This window comes from Streptomyces sp. NBC_01429 (assembly GCF_036231945.1).
Lineage (GTDB): Bacteria > Actinomycetota > Actinomycetes > Streptomycetales > Streptomycetaceae > Streptomyces.
Window position 1 is genome coordinate 2,741,009 of record NZ_CP109599.1, and the last position, 15,988, is coordinate 2,756,996.

At 69.4% G+C, this 15,988-nt stretch carries 8 protein-coding genes and 3 pseudogenes; 3 read left to right on the forward strand and 8 right to left on the reverse strand.

Translation table 11 applies throughout. The features are described 5' to 3' along the window. Window positions 1-543 precede the first annotated feature (543 nt). Window positions 544-1,851, forward strand: a complete 1,308-nt coding sequence (locus tag OG627_RS11555; RefSeq protein WP_329064091.1) for a tyrosine-type recombinase/integrase — start codon at window positions 544-546, stop codon at window positions 1,849-1,851. A gap of 148 nt (window positions 1,852-1,999) precedes the next feature. On the opposite strand, the gene OG627_RS11560 is transcribed toward OG627_RS11555, so the two are convergent. Further along, window positions 2,000-2,407 (reverse strand): Imm10 family immunity protein, encoded by a 408-nt coding sequence (locus tag OG627_RS11560; protein ID WP_329064093.1) that lies wholly within the window; start codon window positions 2,405-2,407, stop codon window positions 2,000-2,002. A gap of 12 nt (window positions 2,408-2,419) precedes the next feature. Beyond that, window positions 2,420-5,047 (reverse strand): annotated as a pseudogene (locus OG627_RS11565) (polymorphic toxin-type HINT domain-containing protein); the annotation flags it as partial. Here OG627_RS11565 and OG627_RS11570 point away from each other — a divergent pair. Beyond that, a pseudogene (locus OG627_RS11570) lies at window positions 5,007-5,566 on the forward strand (transcriptional regulator); the annotation flags it as partial. The pseudogenes OG627_RS11565 and OG627_RS11570 sit on opposite strands and share 41 nt — an antisense overlap. 14 nt (window positions 5,567-5,580) lie before the next feature. Then, a pseudogene (locus OG627_RS11575) lies at window positions 5,581-5,946 on the forward strand (hypothetical protein). Between the two features lie 79 nt (window positions 5,947-6,025). On the opposite strand, the gene OG627_RS11580 reads toward OG627_RS11575, so the two are convergent. The 6 genes from OG627_RS11580 to OG627_RS11605 all read right to left on the reverse strand — a co-directional run bounded on the left by OG627_RS11580 (window position 6,026) and on the right by OG627_RS11605 (window position 15,715). Then, window positions 6,026-8,578, reverse strand: coding sequence for a galactose oxidase early set domain-containing protein (locus OG627_RS11580; RefSeq protein WP_329064100.1), 2,553 nt, complete (start codon window positions 8,576-8,578; stop codon window positions 6,026-6,028). Then, window positions 8,575-9,900, reverse strand: coding sequence for a glycosyltransferase family 2 protein (locus OG627_RS11585; RefSeq protein ID WP_329064102.1), 1,326 nt, complete (start codon window positions 9,898-9,900; stop codon window positions 8,575-8,577). The genes OG627_RS11580 and OG627_RS11585 overlap by 4 nt, the downstream gene beginning before the upstream one ends. Continuing rightward, window positions 9,897-11,582 (reverse strand): ArnT family glycosyltransferase, encoded by a 1,686-nt coding sequence (locus tag OG627_RS11590; protein WP_443073614.1) that lies wholly within the window; start codon window positions 11,580-11,582, stop codon window positions 9,897-9,899. Before OG627_RS11590 ends, OG627_RS11585 begins: the two co-directional genes overlap by 4 nt. Before the next feature lie 338 nt (window positions 11,583-11,920). Next, window positions 11,921-13,174, reverse strand: coding sequence for a glycosyltransferase (locus OG627_RS11595; RefSeq protein ID WP_329064104.1), 1,254 nt, complete (start codon window positions 13,172-13,174; stop codon window positions 11,921-11,923). 237 nt (window positions 13,175-13,411) lie between these two features. Then, entirely contained in the window at window positions 13,412-15,484 is a 2,073-nt protein-coding gene (locus OG627_RS11600; RefSeq protein WP_329064106.1) for a thioredoxin domain-containing protein, read from the reverse strand. Window positions 15,485-15,538: 54 nt separating this feature from the next. Then, the gene (locus OG627_RS11605; RefSeq protein WP_329064108.1) at window positions 15,539-15,715 is read right to left on the reverse strand and encodes a hypothetical protein; all 177 of its coding nucleotides are present in this window, start codon (window positions 15,713-15,715) and stop codon (window positions 15,539-15,541) included. Between the last annotated feature and the right edge of the window lie 273 nt (window positions 15,716-15,988).

Sequence of the window (15,988 nt, forward strand, 5' to 3'; positions counted from 1 at the left end):
AAACCAGCGGCAACCGACCGAGGCGGCGCAGGGCCGGCTTCTTTCGGCAGGATCGGGCCCGAGCGGGAGAGACAGCATGCGGCCGGGCCGGTGCGTCGCCCAGTCTGGCGGCGCGGGGACCGGGGCGGGAGGGGGCGGCCTGCGACGGGCGGCCGGGAGCTTCGCTCCCCGCCGGAGGCGGTGCCGGCCACCGCCCTCGGTGGCTGCGCGACGCACGTGAAGGGTCGGCCCCCTGGTCGGCCCTGTGCCTGCGATCCGACCGTAGGACGGTCGTAGGCGACAACTTGCTGCGCGACATGCAAGGGCTCACGCCCACAACTTGCTCCTGGCGGTGCCAGGTTGAGCACCGCTCGCGCCTGGGTCCGGCCGCCCGCCGACACTCGGCACGGGCGTCTGCTGCTTGCCCAACGGTGGGTCGGTCGGCGATGTTCGGCCGGTTCAGACGGGCGGGCGCCGCCTTGATCCTCGTAGAGAAAATCTGAACGCACCGCCCTGACCAGCGCTCCGGCACGGTGGGTCAGTGGCCCCGCCCGCCGCCGCCTGATGACCACGCCCCGCGACACCCCTGCCTCCCGCCGCGTCCGCGCCAACGGCGACGGCACCGTCTACCAGCGCAAGGACAGCCGCTGGGAGGCTGCCGGATACGTCCTCGCCCCCGGCAACACCCGCAAGCGCATCCGCGTCTACGGCACCACCCGCAAGGAAGCCCTCGCCAAACTCACCGAGAAGATCGCCGCCAGCAACCGCGGCCTCCCCGCCCCCTCCGCGCAGGGCGGCCTGGCCACATACCTGACGTACTGGCTCGACGCTGTCGCGGTCCACCAACTCCGCGAAAACACGCACACCCGCTACGCCGCCGTCGCCCGGCTCTACCTCATCCCCGGCCTCGGACGGAAGAAGCTCGCAAAGCTCACCGCCAAGGACGTCCGCACCTGGCTCAACCAGCTCCGCACCGCCTGCCAGTGCTGCACCCGCGGCCTCGACACCACCCGCGACCAGCCGCGTTGCTGCGCCGCTGGGCAGTGCTGCGCCAGACGGCTCTCGCCGCTGACGCTGGCCTACGTGCACTCCGTGCTCAAGTCGGCCCTGGAGCACGCGGTACGTGAGGAGGAGATCCCGCGCAACGTCGCCCGCAACGTCCGCACCGGCACGCCTCGGCCCCGCCGCTTCGAACCCCTCACTGCTGAAGAAGCCCGCCAGTTCCTTGCCGCCGCGCGGGGACACCGGCTGCACGCCCTGTTCGAACTCGCTCTCCACACCGGCCTCCGCAAGGGCGAACTCCTCGGCCTGCGCTGGGAAGACCTCGACCTGGCCGGCGGAACCGCCAGCATCCGACGCACCCTCCAGCGCACCAACTCCGGCGGCCTGACCGCCCTCCCGACCAAGACCCAGAGCTCGGAGCGGCGGATCGCACTGCCGACCGAGTGCCTGCGCTCCCTCGACCAGCACCGCGAACGGCAGCGTCAGGAACGCGAAGCCGCGGGAACCCGCTGGAAAGCGAGCGGCTACGTCTTCACCCGGCCCGACGGCTCCCCGATCGAGGGCGCCACCCTCACCAGGCACTTCAACACCCTGCTCCGCCGCGCCCAGTTGCGCCGCATCCGTTTCCACGATCTCCGGCACTCGGCGGCGACCCTCCTCCTGGAGCAGGGCGTCGAACTCGTGGTGATCAAGGAACTGTTGGGCCATGCCCACATCGGCGTGACCGCGACGGTGTACGCCCACGTCCGGCTCCGCCTCCAACGCGACGCCATCGACCTCCTCGGCCACGCCCTCCGCAACCCCGCGGAGCTCACCAGCGGGCCCGACGACAGCGATGAACCACCCCTCGTCGGAGCCGCCGTCCGCTGACGTTGCCGTCAACTACTGCCGTCAAATGCCTCGGGGCCCGCTGATATCAGCGGGCCCCGAGGCATTTCTACCGTCCGGAGACAGTAGACCTCCTAAACAACTCACGCCTCTTTGCCAATAGACGAGATCGAGAGCTGCGTGAACCCACCTACAACCCAACCAGGGTCGGATGATATTCAGGTCGGCCACACGTCAGAATGCTACGCAAACAACGCCGGAACTCTTCTCGATCGAACCCATCTGAATCAATCCGAAATTCAAACTCGGAATCTTCAAGATGTAGATCCTGGACAGCACTCGCCGTGAAAAATACACGCAACACGTCGCCTCGAAGTTCAATTTCACGAACGGCGCCATAATTCGTCATTCCAGCTTGATTGGTGACGCAGTAAGAATCACCCTCAGGCCAGTTACTATCCGAGCGATATTCATTCCTGCGAAGATCGCACTGGAAGACGAAGTCTCGTCCTTCGTCTTCTGCGGACTCGGCTAGCCCCACCATCAGCAGCGGAGATTCATCCTCCACGCCAACTTCACGGATCTCCAGCACGACCACTCGGACCAGCTCCTAACTGTTAGGGCCACGCCACCAGAACTGACGCGTACCCGCACTATCCATCCACGTGTAGACCCAATTGGTCCCCGTGTTCGTGGCAGCTTCCTCCATGGCGGATGCGCACCAGGAACATGGCGGCAATTGCCCCTCTACATAGTACGTATCTCCCGCTACAGCAGGGGCGCGACCGAGGAGTGGATCATCTCCCGCCTTCCAGTAGGGGTGCGGCGATCCTGCAACTCGTGTCGCCCGGGCCTCGGTGTGAGACATCATGCCGCCCTTGAACTTACCCTGGGCTTTCTCGGCATCAGATGTTCTGCCGCTCCAATAGCTCGCCGATCCTTCTTCACCCGACCCGGCACCACGCACGTTTCCGTTCGAGTCAAGGACAGAAACCTCTGCGGTGTGATTCGGGCACGTATTGTGCACCAATACCGGCGTCTTGCCCGCCAGTACATAGTACGTGTGGAAGCTCGCGACGGTGAAGTTGTATGTGCGGACATGATCCGTGTAGGCATCGTTGCGGACGACCCGCGCGGTAGTGCCGTCCGGGGTGCTCAGGACGGTGCCCGGTGTGAGGTCAGCGGCGTTGATCCAGGCATTTTCCTTGGGCACCCAGAAGGGGTGTTCCGCTGTGGCCGTGAGCTTCTTCTTGCCGTCGGGAGTGGCGATGGTGAGCTTGTTCAGCTCCTTTTCGCCCTCACTCGGCAGCAGTTGGGTGACGGGCTGGGCGCTCGTCTCGCCGGTCGCCGGGTTGGTGGCGAGGACCTTGTCGCCGACCTTGATTTTTTCGATCTTCTTCGAGCTGCCGTCGGCGAGAAGGACCAAGGTGCCCGCGAGGAAGCACTGGGCCTTGCCCGCCGCGGCGGCCGGCTTGGCGGCGACCTTCGTTCCCGCCTTGGCTCCGACCGCTTTGCCCGCTCTGCCGACGACCTTGGAGGCGACGGCCTTGACGCCCTTGGCCAGTACGCCGCCGATCGCTCCGCCGACCGCTCCGCTGACACCCCCGATGGCCGCGCCCTTGCCGATGGCGGATCCGTAGCCGCCGATGCTCTTGTCGGCCGAGGAGTCCATCGCGTTGCCGACAGCGGCCGCCGCCGCGCCGGCCAGGGCGCCGCAGCCCGCTCCTACGGCGACGGCTCCCACGCCTGCGGTGACCGCGCCCGCGCCGACCGCCACGGCGCCACACGTGACGCCGACCGTGACCTCGACGGTGATGGTGATGAGCTCCGTCTTGTGCTTGCTGAGCCATCTCCCGCCCTTGCACCACAGGTTGCAGGGCTCGGACTTGGTCACCGTCACGGTCTTGGTCTGGGTGTAGGTGACCGTGCTCCCGGTGCCCGGGGAGGCCGAATTTCCGCTGCCACCGCCACCGCCACCACCACCGTTCCCGGTACCGGTCGGCGTCGGCTTCGACTTCGGCCCGCCCCCGTAGTGCTGCGAAGGGTTCCCCGGCCCGTGGCCGCAGATGTCCGCCGGGCACAGTCCCGTCGGGTCGCTGCTGCTGATGGGGCTGTTGTTGCTGTACGCGTACCCGTTCATCTGGAGCGGGTCGGTGATGTCGACGACCGGGTCGGCCGTCAGGAAGCGGCCCGACGCCTGGTCGTATTCGCGGGCCCCGAGATGAGTGAGGCCGGTGGCGGAATCGTCGATGCCCGTGCCGAGATAGCCGCGCTTGTTCGGCCAGGCGGTCGGCTTGGGGCCGCGGGTCTCGCCGAACGGCTTGAAGGCGCGGCGCGTGACCGTCTGGCCCGCGGTGAGGCCGACCGTCGTGTTGGCGGTGCCGACCTGGTCCGAGATCAGGACGTTCAGTTGGTGGCCCGTGGTCGCGCCGTTGGCCGTGGTGCGTACGACACTGGGCGCGCCATCCTGGGCGTAGGCGCGGGAGGCGCGGATGATCTTGCCGGTGGAGTCGGTCGTCAGCTCGGTCTCGCCCAGGTACAGGGTGGAGCCGGTGGGCGAGTTCTCCAGGAGACGGTTGCCGTCGGCGTCGTAGACGTAGCGGGTCTTGACGCCGTCGTCGGTGATCGTTTCGAGCTGGTCCTCCGCGTTCCACACCAGTGCCTGGGTGGTCTTGGCGAGGTCGCGGACCGTGGTGTTGCCGACGTCGTCATTCGTATAGACGCTGCCCTGGCCCGCCGGTGTGGAGGTGACCGAGGCGAGGGCATGCGGCTGGGGGTGGGTCTGGCTGGTGGTGGTGCGGCCGTAGCCGTACTTGAAGGTGACGTTCTTCGTGGCATCGGCGGTGTCGTGTTCCGTCAGCGTGGCGCGGTTTCCGAGCCAGTCGTACGTGAACGCCTGCCGGTGGGCCGTGGTACCGGTCGAGACCGTCGAGGCGAGCGGAGCCGCAGCGCCCAGCGCGGTGGTCAGTTTCGAGCTGGGGCTCGCGGCGTCCGTGGTCACGGTGGGGGCTTCGGCGACCGGCCCGCCCGAAAGCTTGCCGTCCTTGGTGTAACCCCAGTTGGTGCCGCCCGAGGAGCGGCAGCCGGTGCCGCCCTGGTCGGGAGTGATGTTGGACGTCCAGGCGTGCACCAGCTCACCCAGCGCGTCGTACGTGTAGCACTGGTTGTCCCAGGAGGTGCCGGTGGTGTCCGTGAGCCACCGGCAGGCCGGGCAGATGCTTGGTGCGGCCGAGCGACTGGCCGACCGGGGGACAGCAACCTCTCGACTCGGCATTGGGTCGCTTCCGTCCAAGCCGAGGCATACGCCGGTCTCGGCGACCTGGACGAGTGCGAGCGCGCGATGGACCGGGCGGAAGCCGTTCACGACCTCGCCCCGGACGGCACCAGCAGTGGATGGCTCCGGTTCGACGGAGAGCGTCTGGCAGAGGAACGGGGATCACGCTACGTGCGGCTTGGCCGACTCGACCTGGCAGAGAGCGCTCTGAAGGACGCTCTGGAGCAGACAGCCCTGGCATCCGGGCAGTCATACCGGCGACGTGGAGCAGTGCTCACCGACCTGGCCGCAATCGGTGCGAAGCGGCGGGACGTCGAACAAGTCGTGGCGTACGGCAGGGAGGCCATCGGCCTTGCCCGAGCCTCCAGGTCCGGGTACGTCGCCCGTAGACTCCGAGCCCTGTGCGACGAGTTCGGTCCCCTGAGCCACGACCACCGCGTGACGGATCTCGGGGCGGAGATCGCCGCGCTGAGCACGCCGTGACGAGAGAGGCAGGCATGTCGCAGACCGAAGGTGCACGAGTGTTCCGGGAGACCTGGATTGCAGGAGTGCGGCAGCACTTCCCCGGGACGCCGAAGGCCGGGTACGTCACCCCGTGGGACGACACCCCGTAGTGGGAGCGCGAGGCCGCCGGGTCCGTCTACGACCAGGTCCGGCAGTTCGTCGAGATCAGCGGTGGTCACGCGTCGAGGCTGTCCCGCGAGCAGAAGAGCCGGTTCGTCGCGACGTGCTGGACGGCCCAGATGTTCAAGCACTTCGAGGACCCGAAGCCGGGATACGTGGCCGACTGGCCCGACCTTCCGTCCTGGCAGCAGGAGACCGACGCGGACATCTTCGAAGCGATCGAGAAGGCGCTCAGCTGACCCCTGAACGTGGGGAAGGGCCGTCTCTCTCCGTCGTTTCGGGGAGAGATACGGCCCCATCCGGTACGCCCTCAGGCCCTCAGTGGTGCGGCGCCCCCGGCGCGTCCCCCTTCCCGCACGCCACCCCGTCCCCGTCCGGGTCCAGGCGCAGTGGGTCGTCCTTGCCGTTGACCTTCAGGCGTCCGTAGTCGTGGGCGGCGAGCCAGGTGCAGCGGGCCTTGGTGGTGGCTGTCGGGGTGTCGCCTCGTACTGTGTCCGGGAAGGCCGTCGGTACGCAGACCCCGGCCGTGCCGTAGTGGCGGTCGCAGCCCGCGACCTGGGCGGTCACCGGGGCCGAAGTCCGTTTCCTGGCAGGCTTCTTGGCGGGCTTTTCCAGGTCGCCCGCGAAGTCGTGGACGTGGGCCGAGGTCATCGCCCTGTCGGCGAGCGCGGGCGGCCCGCCCAGGTGGATCCATTCCGCCACCGAGGGAACGCCGTTGGCGTCGACCGCGAAGAGCATGTACCAGCCGGGCGGCGCCAGGTTGGGGTTGGCGGTGACGTTGAGGTCGATGGTGTGGTCGTCGTCGGGGTCCACCGAGAGGGGCAGGTCCACGAACCGCTGGTTGGGGTCGGAGGAGTGGGTGACGGCGGCCGGGCGGATCAGTTCGGCCTTCGCGATGGGGCGGTCGACGGTGATGCGCCGGGTGTCGCCGTACAGCCACTGGTCCCCCGCGAGCGAGGTGATCCTCGGCCGTTCGCCCTTGAGGAGGTACGGCGGTGTGTACAGCGAGACGTTGTGGTTCCAGGAGCCGTTGCCCGGGTTGTCGCCGGTCGTCATCACGCGGCCGTCCGGCAGCAGGAACGCCGAGGAGTGGTAGCCGCGCGCCTCGGGGTCCACGGCCACCGGGGTGAAGGTGTTCAGCACCGGGTCGAAGAGGGACGTCTCGTAGACCGGGTTGGCCCGGTTGTGCAGCGCGCCGCCCGTCTCCAGCACTTTGCCGTCCGGCAGCAGTACCGCCGAGCCGTACATCTTGCCCTGGTTCCCGGTCTGCGGCCGCGGTCCCGCGCCCAGGTCCACCGTGCCCTGGGGCAGCAACGGGCCCTGCGTGTAGGCGGGGTTGGGCTGCTTGAGGTCGATCAGGTCCGTGAGGCGGTTCGCCTCCGGGTTCGAGTCGATGTTGCCGCCGCCGATGGTCAGCACCCGCTGGTCCTGCGCGGGCGGCAGCAGCACGCTCGCCGACTGGTCGCGTTCGTCCTTGTTCTGGAGCCCCGGTACGTCCGTCACGGTGTTGGCGTCGTAGTCGTAGACCGAGGAGCCCGTGCCCGGGGTGCCGTTGCCGAAGACATGGCTGCCGGAGTAGAACAGCCGGCCGTCCTGCATGAGGATCATCGACGGGTACAGCCCCCAGTACGACCAGGTCTGGTTGACCTGCGTCATCGGCAGCCACTTGTCCTGCGCCGCCGACCAGCGCTCGGCGGTCACCGAGCCGCTGGAGTCCTCGCGCAGCCCGCCGAAGGACATCACGTCGCCGTTGCCCATGACCGTCGCCGACGGGTACCAGTGGCCGTCGTTCATGTCGTTGGTCCTGCTGTACGTCTCGGTGTCCGGGTCGAAGACGTAGCTGTCCTTGTATCCCTGGTAGCCGACCGTGCCGTCCGCCGACGGGTAGCCCTTGTTGCCGCTCATCACCAGCACCCGGCCGTCGGACAGTTGGACGTGGCCCGAGCAGAACATGTCGTCGGGGGTGGGGATCGTCCGGTACGAGCCGTCCTGCGGGTCGTACACGGCGGAGGTGAACGTACCGGCCTCGAACATGTCGGTGTCGTTGCCCGACCCGGCGATGAGCAGCACCTTGCCGTTGTTGAGCACCACCGAGTGCATCGACCGCACGGGGTTCCGCGTCGGCAGCACCTCCCACTTCCCGTCGGCGCACTCCTCCACCGTGCCGGTGCACTCCGGTGCGACGGGCGGCGCTGCGGCCTTCTCCATCGCGTAGTCGTCGGTGGTCACACTGCCCGTCCCGTACACCGAGACGCCCCAGCTGATCCGGTCGGTGCCCGGCGGCACGGCGGGGGTACGGACCGACGTCTGCTGGTAACCGGCGCTCAGGTCAAGGGTTCTGAGGTCCGTCCAGTATTGCCAGCCGGTCGTGGTGTCGTGGCGGAACAGGGTGATCGCGGCGTCGGGGGTGGTGGACTTGTACCAGAGGGACAGGTCGTACTGGAGCCCCTCAGCGACCGTCGGCGCGCACGCGGCGGACTCCGTGATCAGCGCCTTGCGGTCGCCGTAGACGCGGCGGGTCAGCTCGACCCTGAGCGCCTTCGTGCCGGTGTGGGCGTCGGGGACGGTGCTGAAGGTGAAGTCGTTGTCGCCCCAGCCCGACCGCTCCCAGCAGTACGGCATCCCGTCGGCGCCCGTGCCCGCGGTCTCGAAGCCCGGGTTCTTGATCAGGTTCGGACCGGCGGCGGCCGGGTGCTGCGCGCCGAGCAGCAGCCCGCCGGTGAGCGCGGCGACGGCGAGCAGGGCGGTACGACGGGAGGTGCGGCGGGAGGTGCGGCGGGAGGTGCGGCGGGAATTACGGAGTGAAGTACGGCGGAGGGTGCGAAGTGCGAAACGAGATGAGGTGCGCCGTCCGGTGCGGGTGCGTCTCATCGGCTCGCCTCGCGCACGCTCTCCACCCGGTCGGCGCCCGCCCCGGGCTTCCCCTCGCGCACCACCGTTCCGCGCCCCGCACGCTGCCGCTTCGGCAGATACACCAGCGCCTCCGTCCCCACGAACCGCAGCACGAACGTCGCCAGCAGCCCGCACACCGTCGCGGGCAGCACTCCCATCCCGAGCCGCGACACGAACAGCGCGATCAGCGGAATCCGCAGCAGCAGATCGGCGTTGGCGAGCAGCGCGAACCGGCCCACCCGGTCCGCCCAGTGCCGGTGGGTCCGGCGGTTGCGGAAGAGGAGCGTCTCGATCAGCAGGAAGTTCCAGAGCACCCCGGACTGGTTGGCCAGCACCTCGGCCGGCAGGTAGTGCATCCCGGCCGCCGTCAGCCCGTACAGCGCGAGCAGGTTCGGTACGAAGCCGGTCAGCCCGATCAGTCCGAAGACGGCCATCCGGGCGGCGGGCGCGGCGGTGCGCAGCTCCACCAGGTGGCGCAGGAAGCGCAGTCCCTCCTTCGCCGTGGACTTCGACTCGCCCGCGAACCGGTCGCGGAAGACGAACGGGACCTCGGCCGGGCGCTCGGGCCGGCAGCGTACCGCCAGCTCCAGCAGGATCTTGTAGCCGAGCGGACGCAGGGCCTCGGTGCCCTTCCCTGCATCTGCCCCCGCCCCTGCCCCCGTCGCGGTGGCAACGGCGGACCGCCGGATCGCGAAGAAGCCGCTCATCGGGTCGCTGATCCCGCGCAGCCGGCGCGGGAAGAGGGATTTGGTCAGCCAGGTCGCTGAGCGCGAGACGGCGATCCGGTAGCCGCCCGCCAGACCGGCCCGGCTGCCGCCGTCGATGTAGCGGCTGGCGACGACGAGATCGGCGGAGGCGCGCTCACCCGCCGCGACGAGGTCGGGCACGAGCGCGGGCGGGTGCTGGAGGTCGGCGTCCATGACGACGATCCAGTCGGACCCGGCGGCCTTGAGTCCCTCGACGACGGCGCCGCCGAGGCCGCCCCGCGGCTCGTCCCGGTGCAGCACGTCGACGGGGAACGGGCAGTCCTGCGCGGCGGAGGCGATGACGGCCGGGGTGTCGTCCGTCGAGTCGTCCACGAAGAGGACCTCGCAGGGCAGCCTGGCCGGTACGGCGTCGGTCAGCTGCCGGAGCAACTCCCTTATGTTTCCCGACTCGTTGTAGGTCGGGATGATGACGGTGACGGCTCCGGGCTCGGCGACGGCCGCCGCTTCCAGGTCCCGTCCGGTCTCCGGCCCCGGTTCGCCGCGCTCGCCGTGCGTGCCGTGCCCGCCGGTCCCGATGGGGGGAAGAATGCTCATCGTCCGTCGCCTCCCGCGATCCGGTCGCTGCCCGTGGTCCCGTCGCTGCCGCCCGTACTCCGGTCGCTGCCGCCCGTACTCCGGTCGCTGCCGCCCGTACTCCGGTCGCTCCGCGCGATCCGCCGGATCTCGATCCGGTCCTCGCCGTTCCCGAAGACGGCGACTGCGGTCGAGTGGTCCAGCGCGGCCCGCACATTGGGCAGGTCGCGCGCGTCGCGCCGTACGGTCGGAGAGGCGACGACGTAGTCCAGGTCGCGCCAGCCGTCCGGCATGGTCTTGGTGACGGCCGGGTCGAGGTCCGCCTTGTAGAACCAGATGGCGCCGAGCCCCGGCTCGTATCCCGCGTGGACGAGGTCGAGCCAGAGCGCGTCGTCCACCAGCACCCGCGCCCGTGACGGATCCGCCACCTCCCGCGCCATCCAGGAGGCCGCCGCGCGGTACGAGGCGTTGTCGTCGGTGGTCAGCGCGGTGTGATTGCCGTCGTACCAGCGCGGTACGACGACGACCGCCGCCGTCGCGACCAGCGCGACCAGGGCCGTCCACCGTACGACGGCCGTCGTACGGCCCCTCGCGCGCATCTCGCCCGTCTCGCCCGTCTCGCCCGTCTCACCCTCCTTGCCTTCCTCGCCCTTCCCACCCTTCCCGATCGCCTCGGTCCGGCGCCCCTTGCGCAGGACGGCATGGGTGACGGAGGCCGCGCCGCCCGCCAGGACCAGCGCCAGGAACGGCAGCCCCTGGATGACGTACATCGCGGGCAGATAGCCGGACGGGCGCAGCGCCACGGCGGTGAGGATCACCACCGCGAGCGCGGGCCCGGCCAGCGCCCGCGCGGTGACCGACCAGCGCAGCGTCGCGACCAGCAGGACGGCGGCGGCTATCCCGCCCAGGGGCAGGACCCGGTCGTAGTACAGCCAGGACTGGAGCACCCCGTACGAGCCGCTGCCCGGGTCGAGGACGAAGCCGGAGCCGGGGCGGCTCATCTGGTACGTCACGCCGTCCCAGAGGGAGACATGGCCGCCGCCGGGCAGCAACTCGCCCTTGAGCAGGGCGAACAGCGGATACGAGAGCCCGATCAGCACGCACGCGGTGACCGCGCCGGTCAGCGCGAACTTGCGGGTGTCGCGGTGGCTGTGGCGCCACATCGTGACCAGCAGCGCGGGCAGTACGACGAGCATCGTCTCCTTGGTGAGCACCCCGACGGCGGCGGCGACGCCGGACGCGAAGTGGTGCCACAGATGTCTGCTCGGCGAGGCCGCGAGGCAGAACGCGAGCAGCGTCCACATGACGGCGATGTTGTCGAGGAAGATCTCCCGCTGGAGCACGACGGAGAGCGGTGAGAGCCCGAAGAGGGCCATCGCGAGCCCGGCGGCCCAGCGCGGCAGCCACAGCCGCCGGGCCAGTACGTAGAGGAGGACCGCGCTGGCGGCGCTGACCAGCAGCATCGCGACACGCATGGTGGCGACGGTCATCGAGTCGGGCGCGAGGAGGGAGGGCAGCCAGGTCAGAAAGGCTATCTGGAGCCAGCCGAGCGGCGGATGGTCGTACCAGTACGTGTAGTGGGCGAGCCCCTTGCCCTCCTGGACGGCCCACGCCTGGGCGAGGTAGGTGCCCTCGTCGTCGCTGAGGGTGGGGTAGTGCTGGATGTTCCAGCCCTGGACGGCGAGGATCGCGACGAGGAGCACGCCGCAGAGGATCAGATCGGCGCGGGAGCGGCGGAAGCGTACGACGGGCCGGGTTCCGGGGCGGGCCGCGGCCCGGGCCGCGGCCCGGGCCGCGGGCCGCTGTTCGACCCGCTGCTCGGCCCGGCCGTTGCCGGAATCACCCTGGCCACCGCCCGGACCGTCACCCGGAGCACCCTGGCCATGGCTCGGATCGCCCGGACCGTGACCCGGATCGCCCGGGCCATGGCTCGTCACACCACTGTCCTCTGCCACGCCCGGCTCTCGGGCGGGGGCATGGCTCCGCTGCGCGGGGACGGCCGGTCTGTGCTGGTCCGGCGGCACCGCGGGAAGGGTGGAGGTCACGCGTGGACGTCCTCTCGGAGATGCGCGCCGACATGGCTGGTCAGCTCCCAGTCGCTGCGTCCCCGGTGCTCGCGCCAGACGGCGCGGATCGCCGCTCCGGCGAGAAGCACCTGGTAGAAGGGGCCGCCGACGATGAGCTTGAGGTAGTGGGAGAGGCGGACGCGAAGTCCGTACTGCCGGCCGAAGTCGTGGAGTCCGACGACTTCGAAGACGAAGGTGACCAGGGCGGTGACCAGGGGCAGGAAGGTCACGAACGCGACCGCGACCGGTACGTCGAGGAACAGCGCGATACATACGTTCAGCGGAATGACCACGCCGGTGAACGCCTGGAGGAACGGCGTCATCAGGGTGTAGCGCGCGAGCATCCGCTGCCCCGGCGTGGCCAGTTGGCGCCAGTCGTTCTTGCGGTAGACCTGAAGGAAGCCCTGGTTCCACCGGGTCCGCTGCTTGAGCAGGGACATCAGTGTGTCGGGCGTCTCCTCCCGGGTCACCATGTCGGAGTCGTACGCGACGACGACCTTCTTGCCGACGCTGGAGAGCCGTACGCCCAGGTCGCAGTCCTCGGCCAGGCAGTTCTGGTCCCAGCCGCCGGCCTCGCGCAGCACCTCGGTCCGTACGAAGACGGTGTTGCCGCCGAGCGGGATGAAGCCTTTCTGCGCGTGCAGATGGAGCCTGCTGCGGAACCAGAAGAAGTACTCCAGGCAGTTGCGCAGGCTGTACCAGCTGGAGTGGAAGTTGATCAGCTGGACGCCGCCCTGGACCACATCGGCGCCGGTGGAGCGGAAGGCGTGGTCGACATGGGTCAGCAGCTCCGGGTGGACCTGGTCCTCCGCGTCGAAGACGCCGACGACCTCGCCCGTGCAGTGCGGCAGCGCGGTGTTGAGCGCCTTGGGTTTGTTCTTCGCCTCGTGGGTGTCGACCACGACCCTGACCCGGCCGGGGTCGCGGGCCGCCGCCCGCTCGGCGACCTCGGTGGTCTCCGGGTCGTCGTGCCCGACGATGACGATGATCTCGAATCTGCTGTGGCTGGATTCCAGCAGCCGCTCAATGGTGTGTTCCAGTACGGCCTGCTCGTGCCGGGCGGGCAGGAGCAGCGAGAACGAGCCCTCCAGACCGCCGTCGGGCGGGTCGAAACTGGTCGCGGCCAGCGTCTCCGGTGTACGCCAGGCATGCATCTGCCACCAGAGCGTGAACGCGGCCATCCAGAAGAGCGCCAGTGAAATGGCAGCTATGAGCACGGACGTGAACAAATGGCCCCCCTCGGCCGTCCGGGGGCCGGGTGGACCGCGGCAAGGCCCCCCTGGCCGCCGGCTCACCCGCCGAATCCCCCTGGTGCTGATGGACGCACCGGTGCGCGAGGCCCCCGCCCTGGCGCACCACTGTGTATCCCGTGAAGACAATAAGGGGGACCTGTGACGAGCGGGGGGCCGATTGGGTGAATACCACGTTTCAGTCCGATTCCCGACTGGTCGGAAACGGGCCACGTTCTACTCGAACACGTTCAACTCGTTCTTTAGTTCGCTTACTTCAGTGGTCGGCGCGGAGCAGACGAAACGCCGGCAGACGTAGGCGGCGGCCGCTCCGTCGACCAGCGGACGGCCCGTCAGCAACGGGAACTCGTCGCCACCGGGGACCTCGCCGGAAGCCCCACCGGGAGCGCCTCCGGGCACCCCGGCAGCGACGACCGCGCCGGGCGCGGTGGCGAGCAGCGCCGTACGGTGCAGCTCCGCCGTACGCTCGTCGCCCGCCGGGCCCACGACGGCGATCTCGCGCGGTCCGTCGAGCAGCGCCTCGGCCACGGCGAGCCCCCAGCCGATGAAGCGCGGCGCGCGCGGACCGAGCGCCTTCACCACTCCGAGGGCTCCTTCGGCGGCGTTTCGATGCGCCTCGGAGCCGGTGTGCGCGGCGTACGAGAGCAGCGCTCCGGCGGCGGCGGTCCAGCCGGACGGGGTGGCGTTGTCCATCGGATCCTGCGGCCGCCGGATCAACTGTTCGGCGTCATCAGCCGTATCGAACAGCGCTCCACCGCTCTCCGCCACGAACTTGTCGAGCACAATGTCCAGCAGGAACCCGGCGAATTCCAGCCAAGCCCCTTCCCCGGTGACCGCCGCGAGCGCGAGGAACCCCTCGGCGACATCGCCGTAGTCCTCCAGAACCCCCGCGTTCGCCCCGGTCCTGCCGTCCTTCGAGGTACGGGCGAGGCGGGCCGAGTCGTCCAGGTGCACCCGTACGAGCAGATCGGCGGCCTCGGTGGCGCGCTCGACCAGATCGGGCCGGTCGAAGTACGCCCCGGTCTCGGCCAGCGCGGCGATCGCCAGCCCGTTCCAGGCGGCCACGACCTTGTCGTCCCGGCCGGGACGGGGGCGCTCCTCGCGCGCGGCGAGCAGCCGCCTCCGTACGGACTCGACGCGCTCCGCGTCCACCAGCCCCTCGCCGAGGGGGAGTTGCAGCACGGAGGCGCCCTCCTCGAACGTCCCGTCCTCCGTCACCCCGTAGTACTGGCCGGCGAATGCGGCGTCCGCGTCCCCCAGCACCTCGCGCAACTGCTCCGGTGTCCATACGTAGAAGGCGCCCTCGGCGTGCTTCCCACTGCCGTCGTCACTGTCCGCGTCGAGCGCGGAGGCGAACCCGCCCTCGGGCGTGCGCAGTTCACGCACCAGGAAGTCGGCGGTCTCCAGGGCCACCCGGCGGGCGAGATCAGAGCCGGTGGAACGCCACAGATGCGCATACGTGCGGCACAAAAGGGCGTTGTCGTACAGCATTTTCTCAAAATGGGGCACAACCCACTCCCGGTCGACCGAGTAGCGGGCGAACCCGCCCCCCAGCTGGTCGTAGATCCCGCCGCGCGCCATCGCCTCGCACGTGTGCGCCGCCATCTGGAGCGCGCCTTCGGAGCCGGTACGGGCGTGGTGGCGCAACAGGAACTCGACCACCATGGACGGCGGGAACTTCGGCGCCCCGCCGAACCCGCCGTGCCCCGCGTCGTACTCCCGCGTCAGCCCCAGCAACGCCTGCGTCGCCTCCTCCTCCCCCGGCACCCCGTCCCCGCCGTGCGCGAGCGACCGCCCGGCCAGCTCCCCCACGATCCGCGCCCCCACCTCGGCGACCTCCTCCCGCCGGTCGGTCCAGGCGGCACTGACCCCCTCCAGCACCTGCGGGAAGGACGCCATACCGTGCCGGGGCGCGGGCGGGAAGTACGTACCGAAGTAGAACGGCTCGGCGTCCGGCGTCAGAAACACCGTCATGGGCCACCCGCCCTGCCCGGTCGCCGCCTGCACGGCCTCCATGTACACCGCGTCGACATCGGGCCGCTCCTCGCGGTCCACCTTGACGCTGACGAAGTGGGCGTTCATGTACTTGGCGGTGGTGAGGTCCTCGAAGCTCTCGCCCGCCATCACATGACACCAGTGACAGCTGCTGTACCCCACGCTCAGCAACACCGGCACATCCCGCCGCCGGGCCTCCGCGAACGCCTCGGGCGACCAGGGCCACCAGTCGACGGGGTTGTCGGCATGCTGGAGCAGGTACGGAGAGGTCTCATGGGCCAGTCGGTTCGCCATGCACCCCATCCTGCCCCAGCAACCCCGCCGCCCCCCGAACCGCCGACTCGCGCCTTACGGCGCGGGGGCGGTGGATGGCTTCCGCTCGCGGAGATCGGCCTTCGCCGGGAGCCCTGCGTCGTCCACGCACTCCATCTTCTTGGCCACGGCGAGGGAGGCGGCGTGCAGGACGGTCAGATTGTTCTCGCGGCGGTCGCGGGAGTCGGTGTCGGGCTTTTTGAAGTAGACCATGCTGCCGAGAACACGGAGAGGGTCTTTGTCCGAACCGGAGACGCGAGGACTCACACACTCGAAGAAAAGAGAAGCCCCATCCGAGCTGGCAAATGATCGCTCACCAATTCCATACAGGTGGTCGCGTTCTGACCACCTGTCGGAATCCGCTTCCCCGGGGGGATACGTAGCAAACTTCACCTTGATCTGATTATACGCTCCATCAGGCGATGAAAGGGTACAGAGATAAGCTGCACCGTATTTCCCTCTCGGCTCCCCGTAGGAACGCTCAAG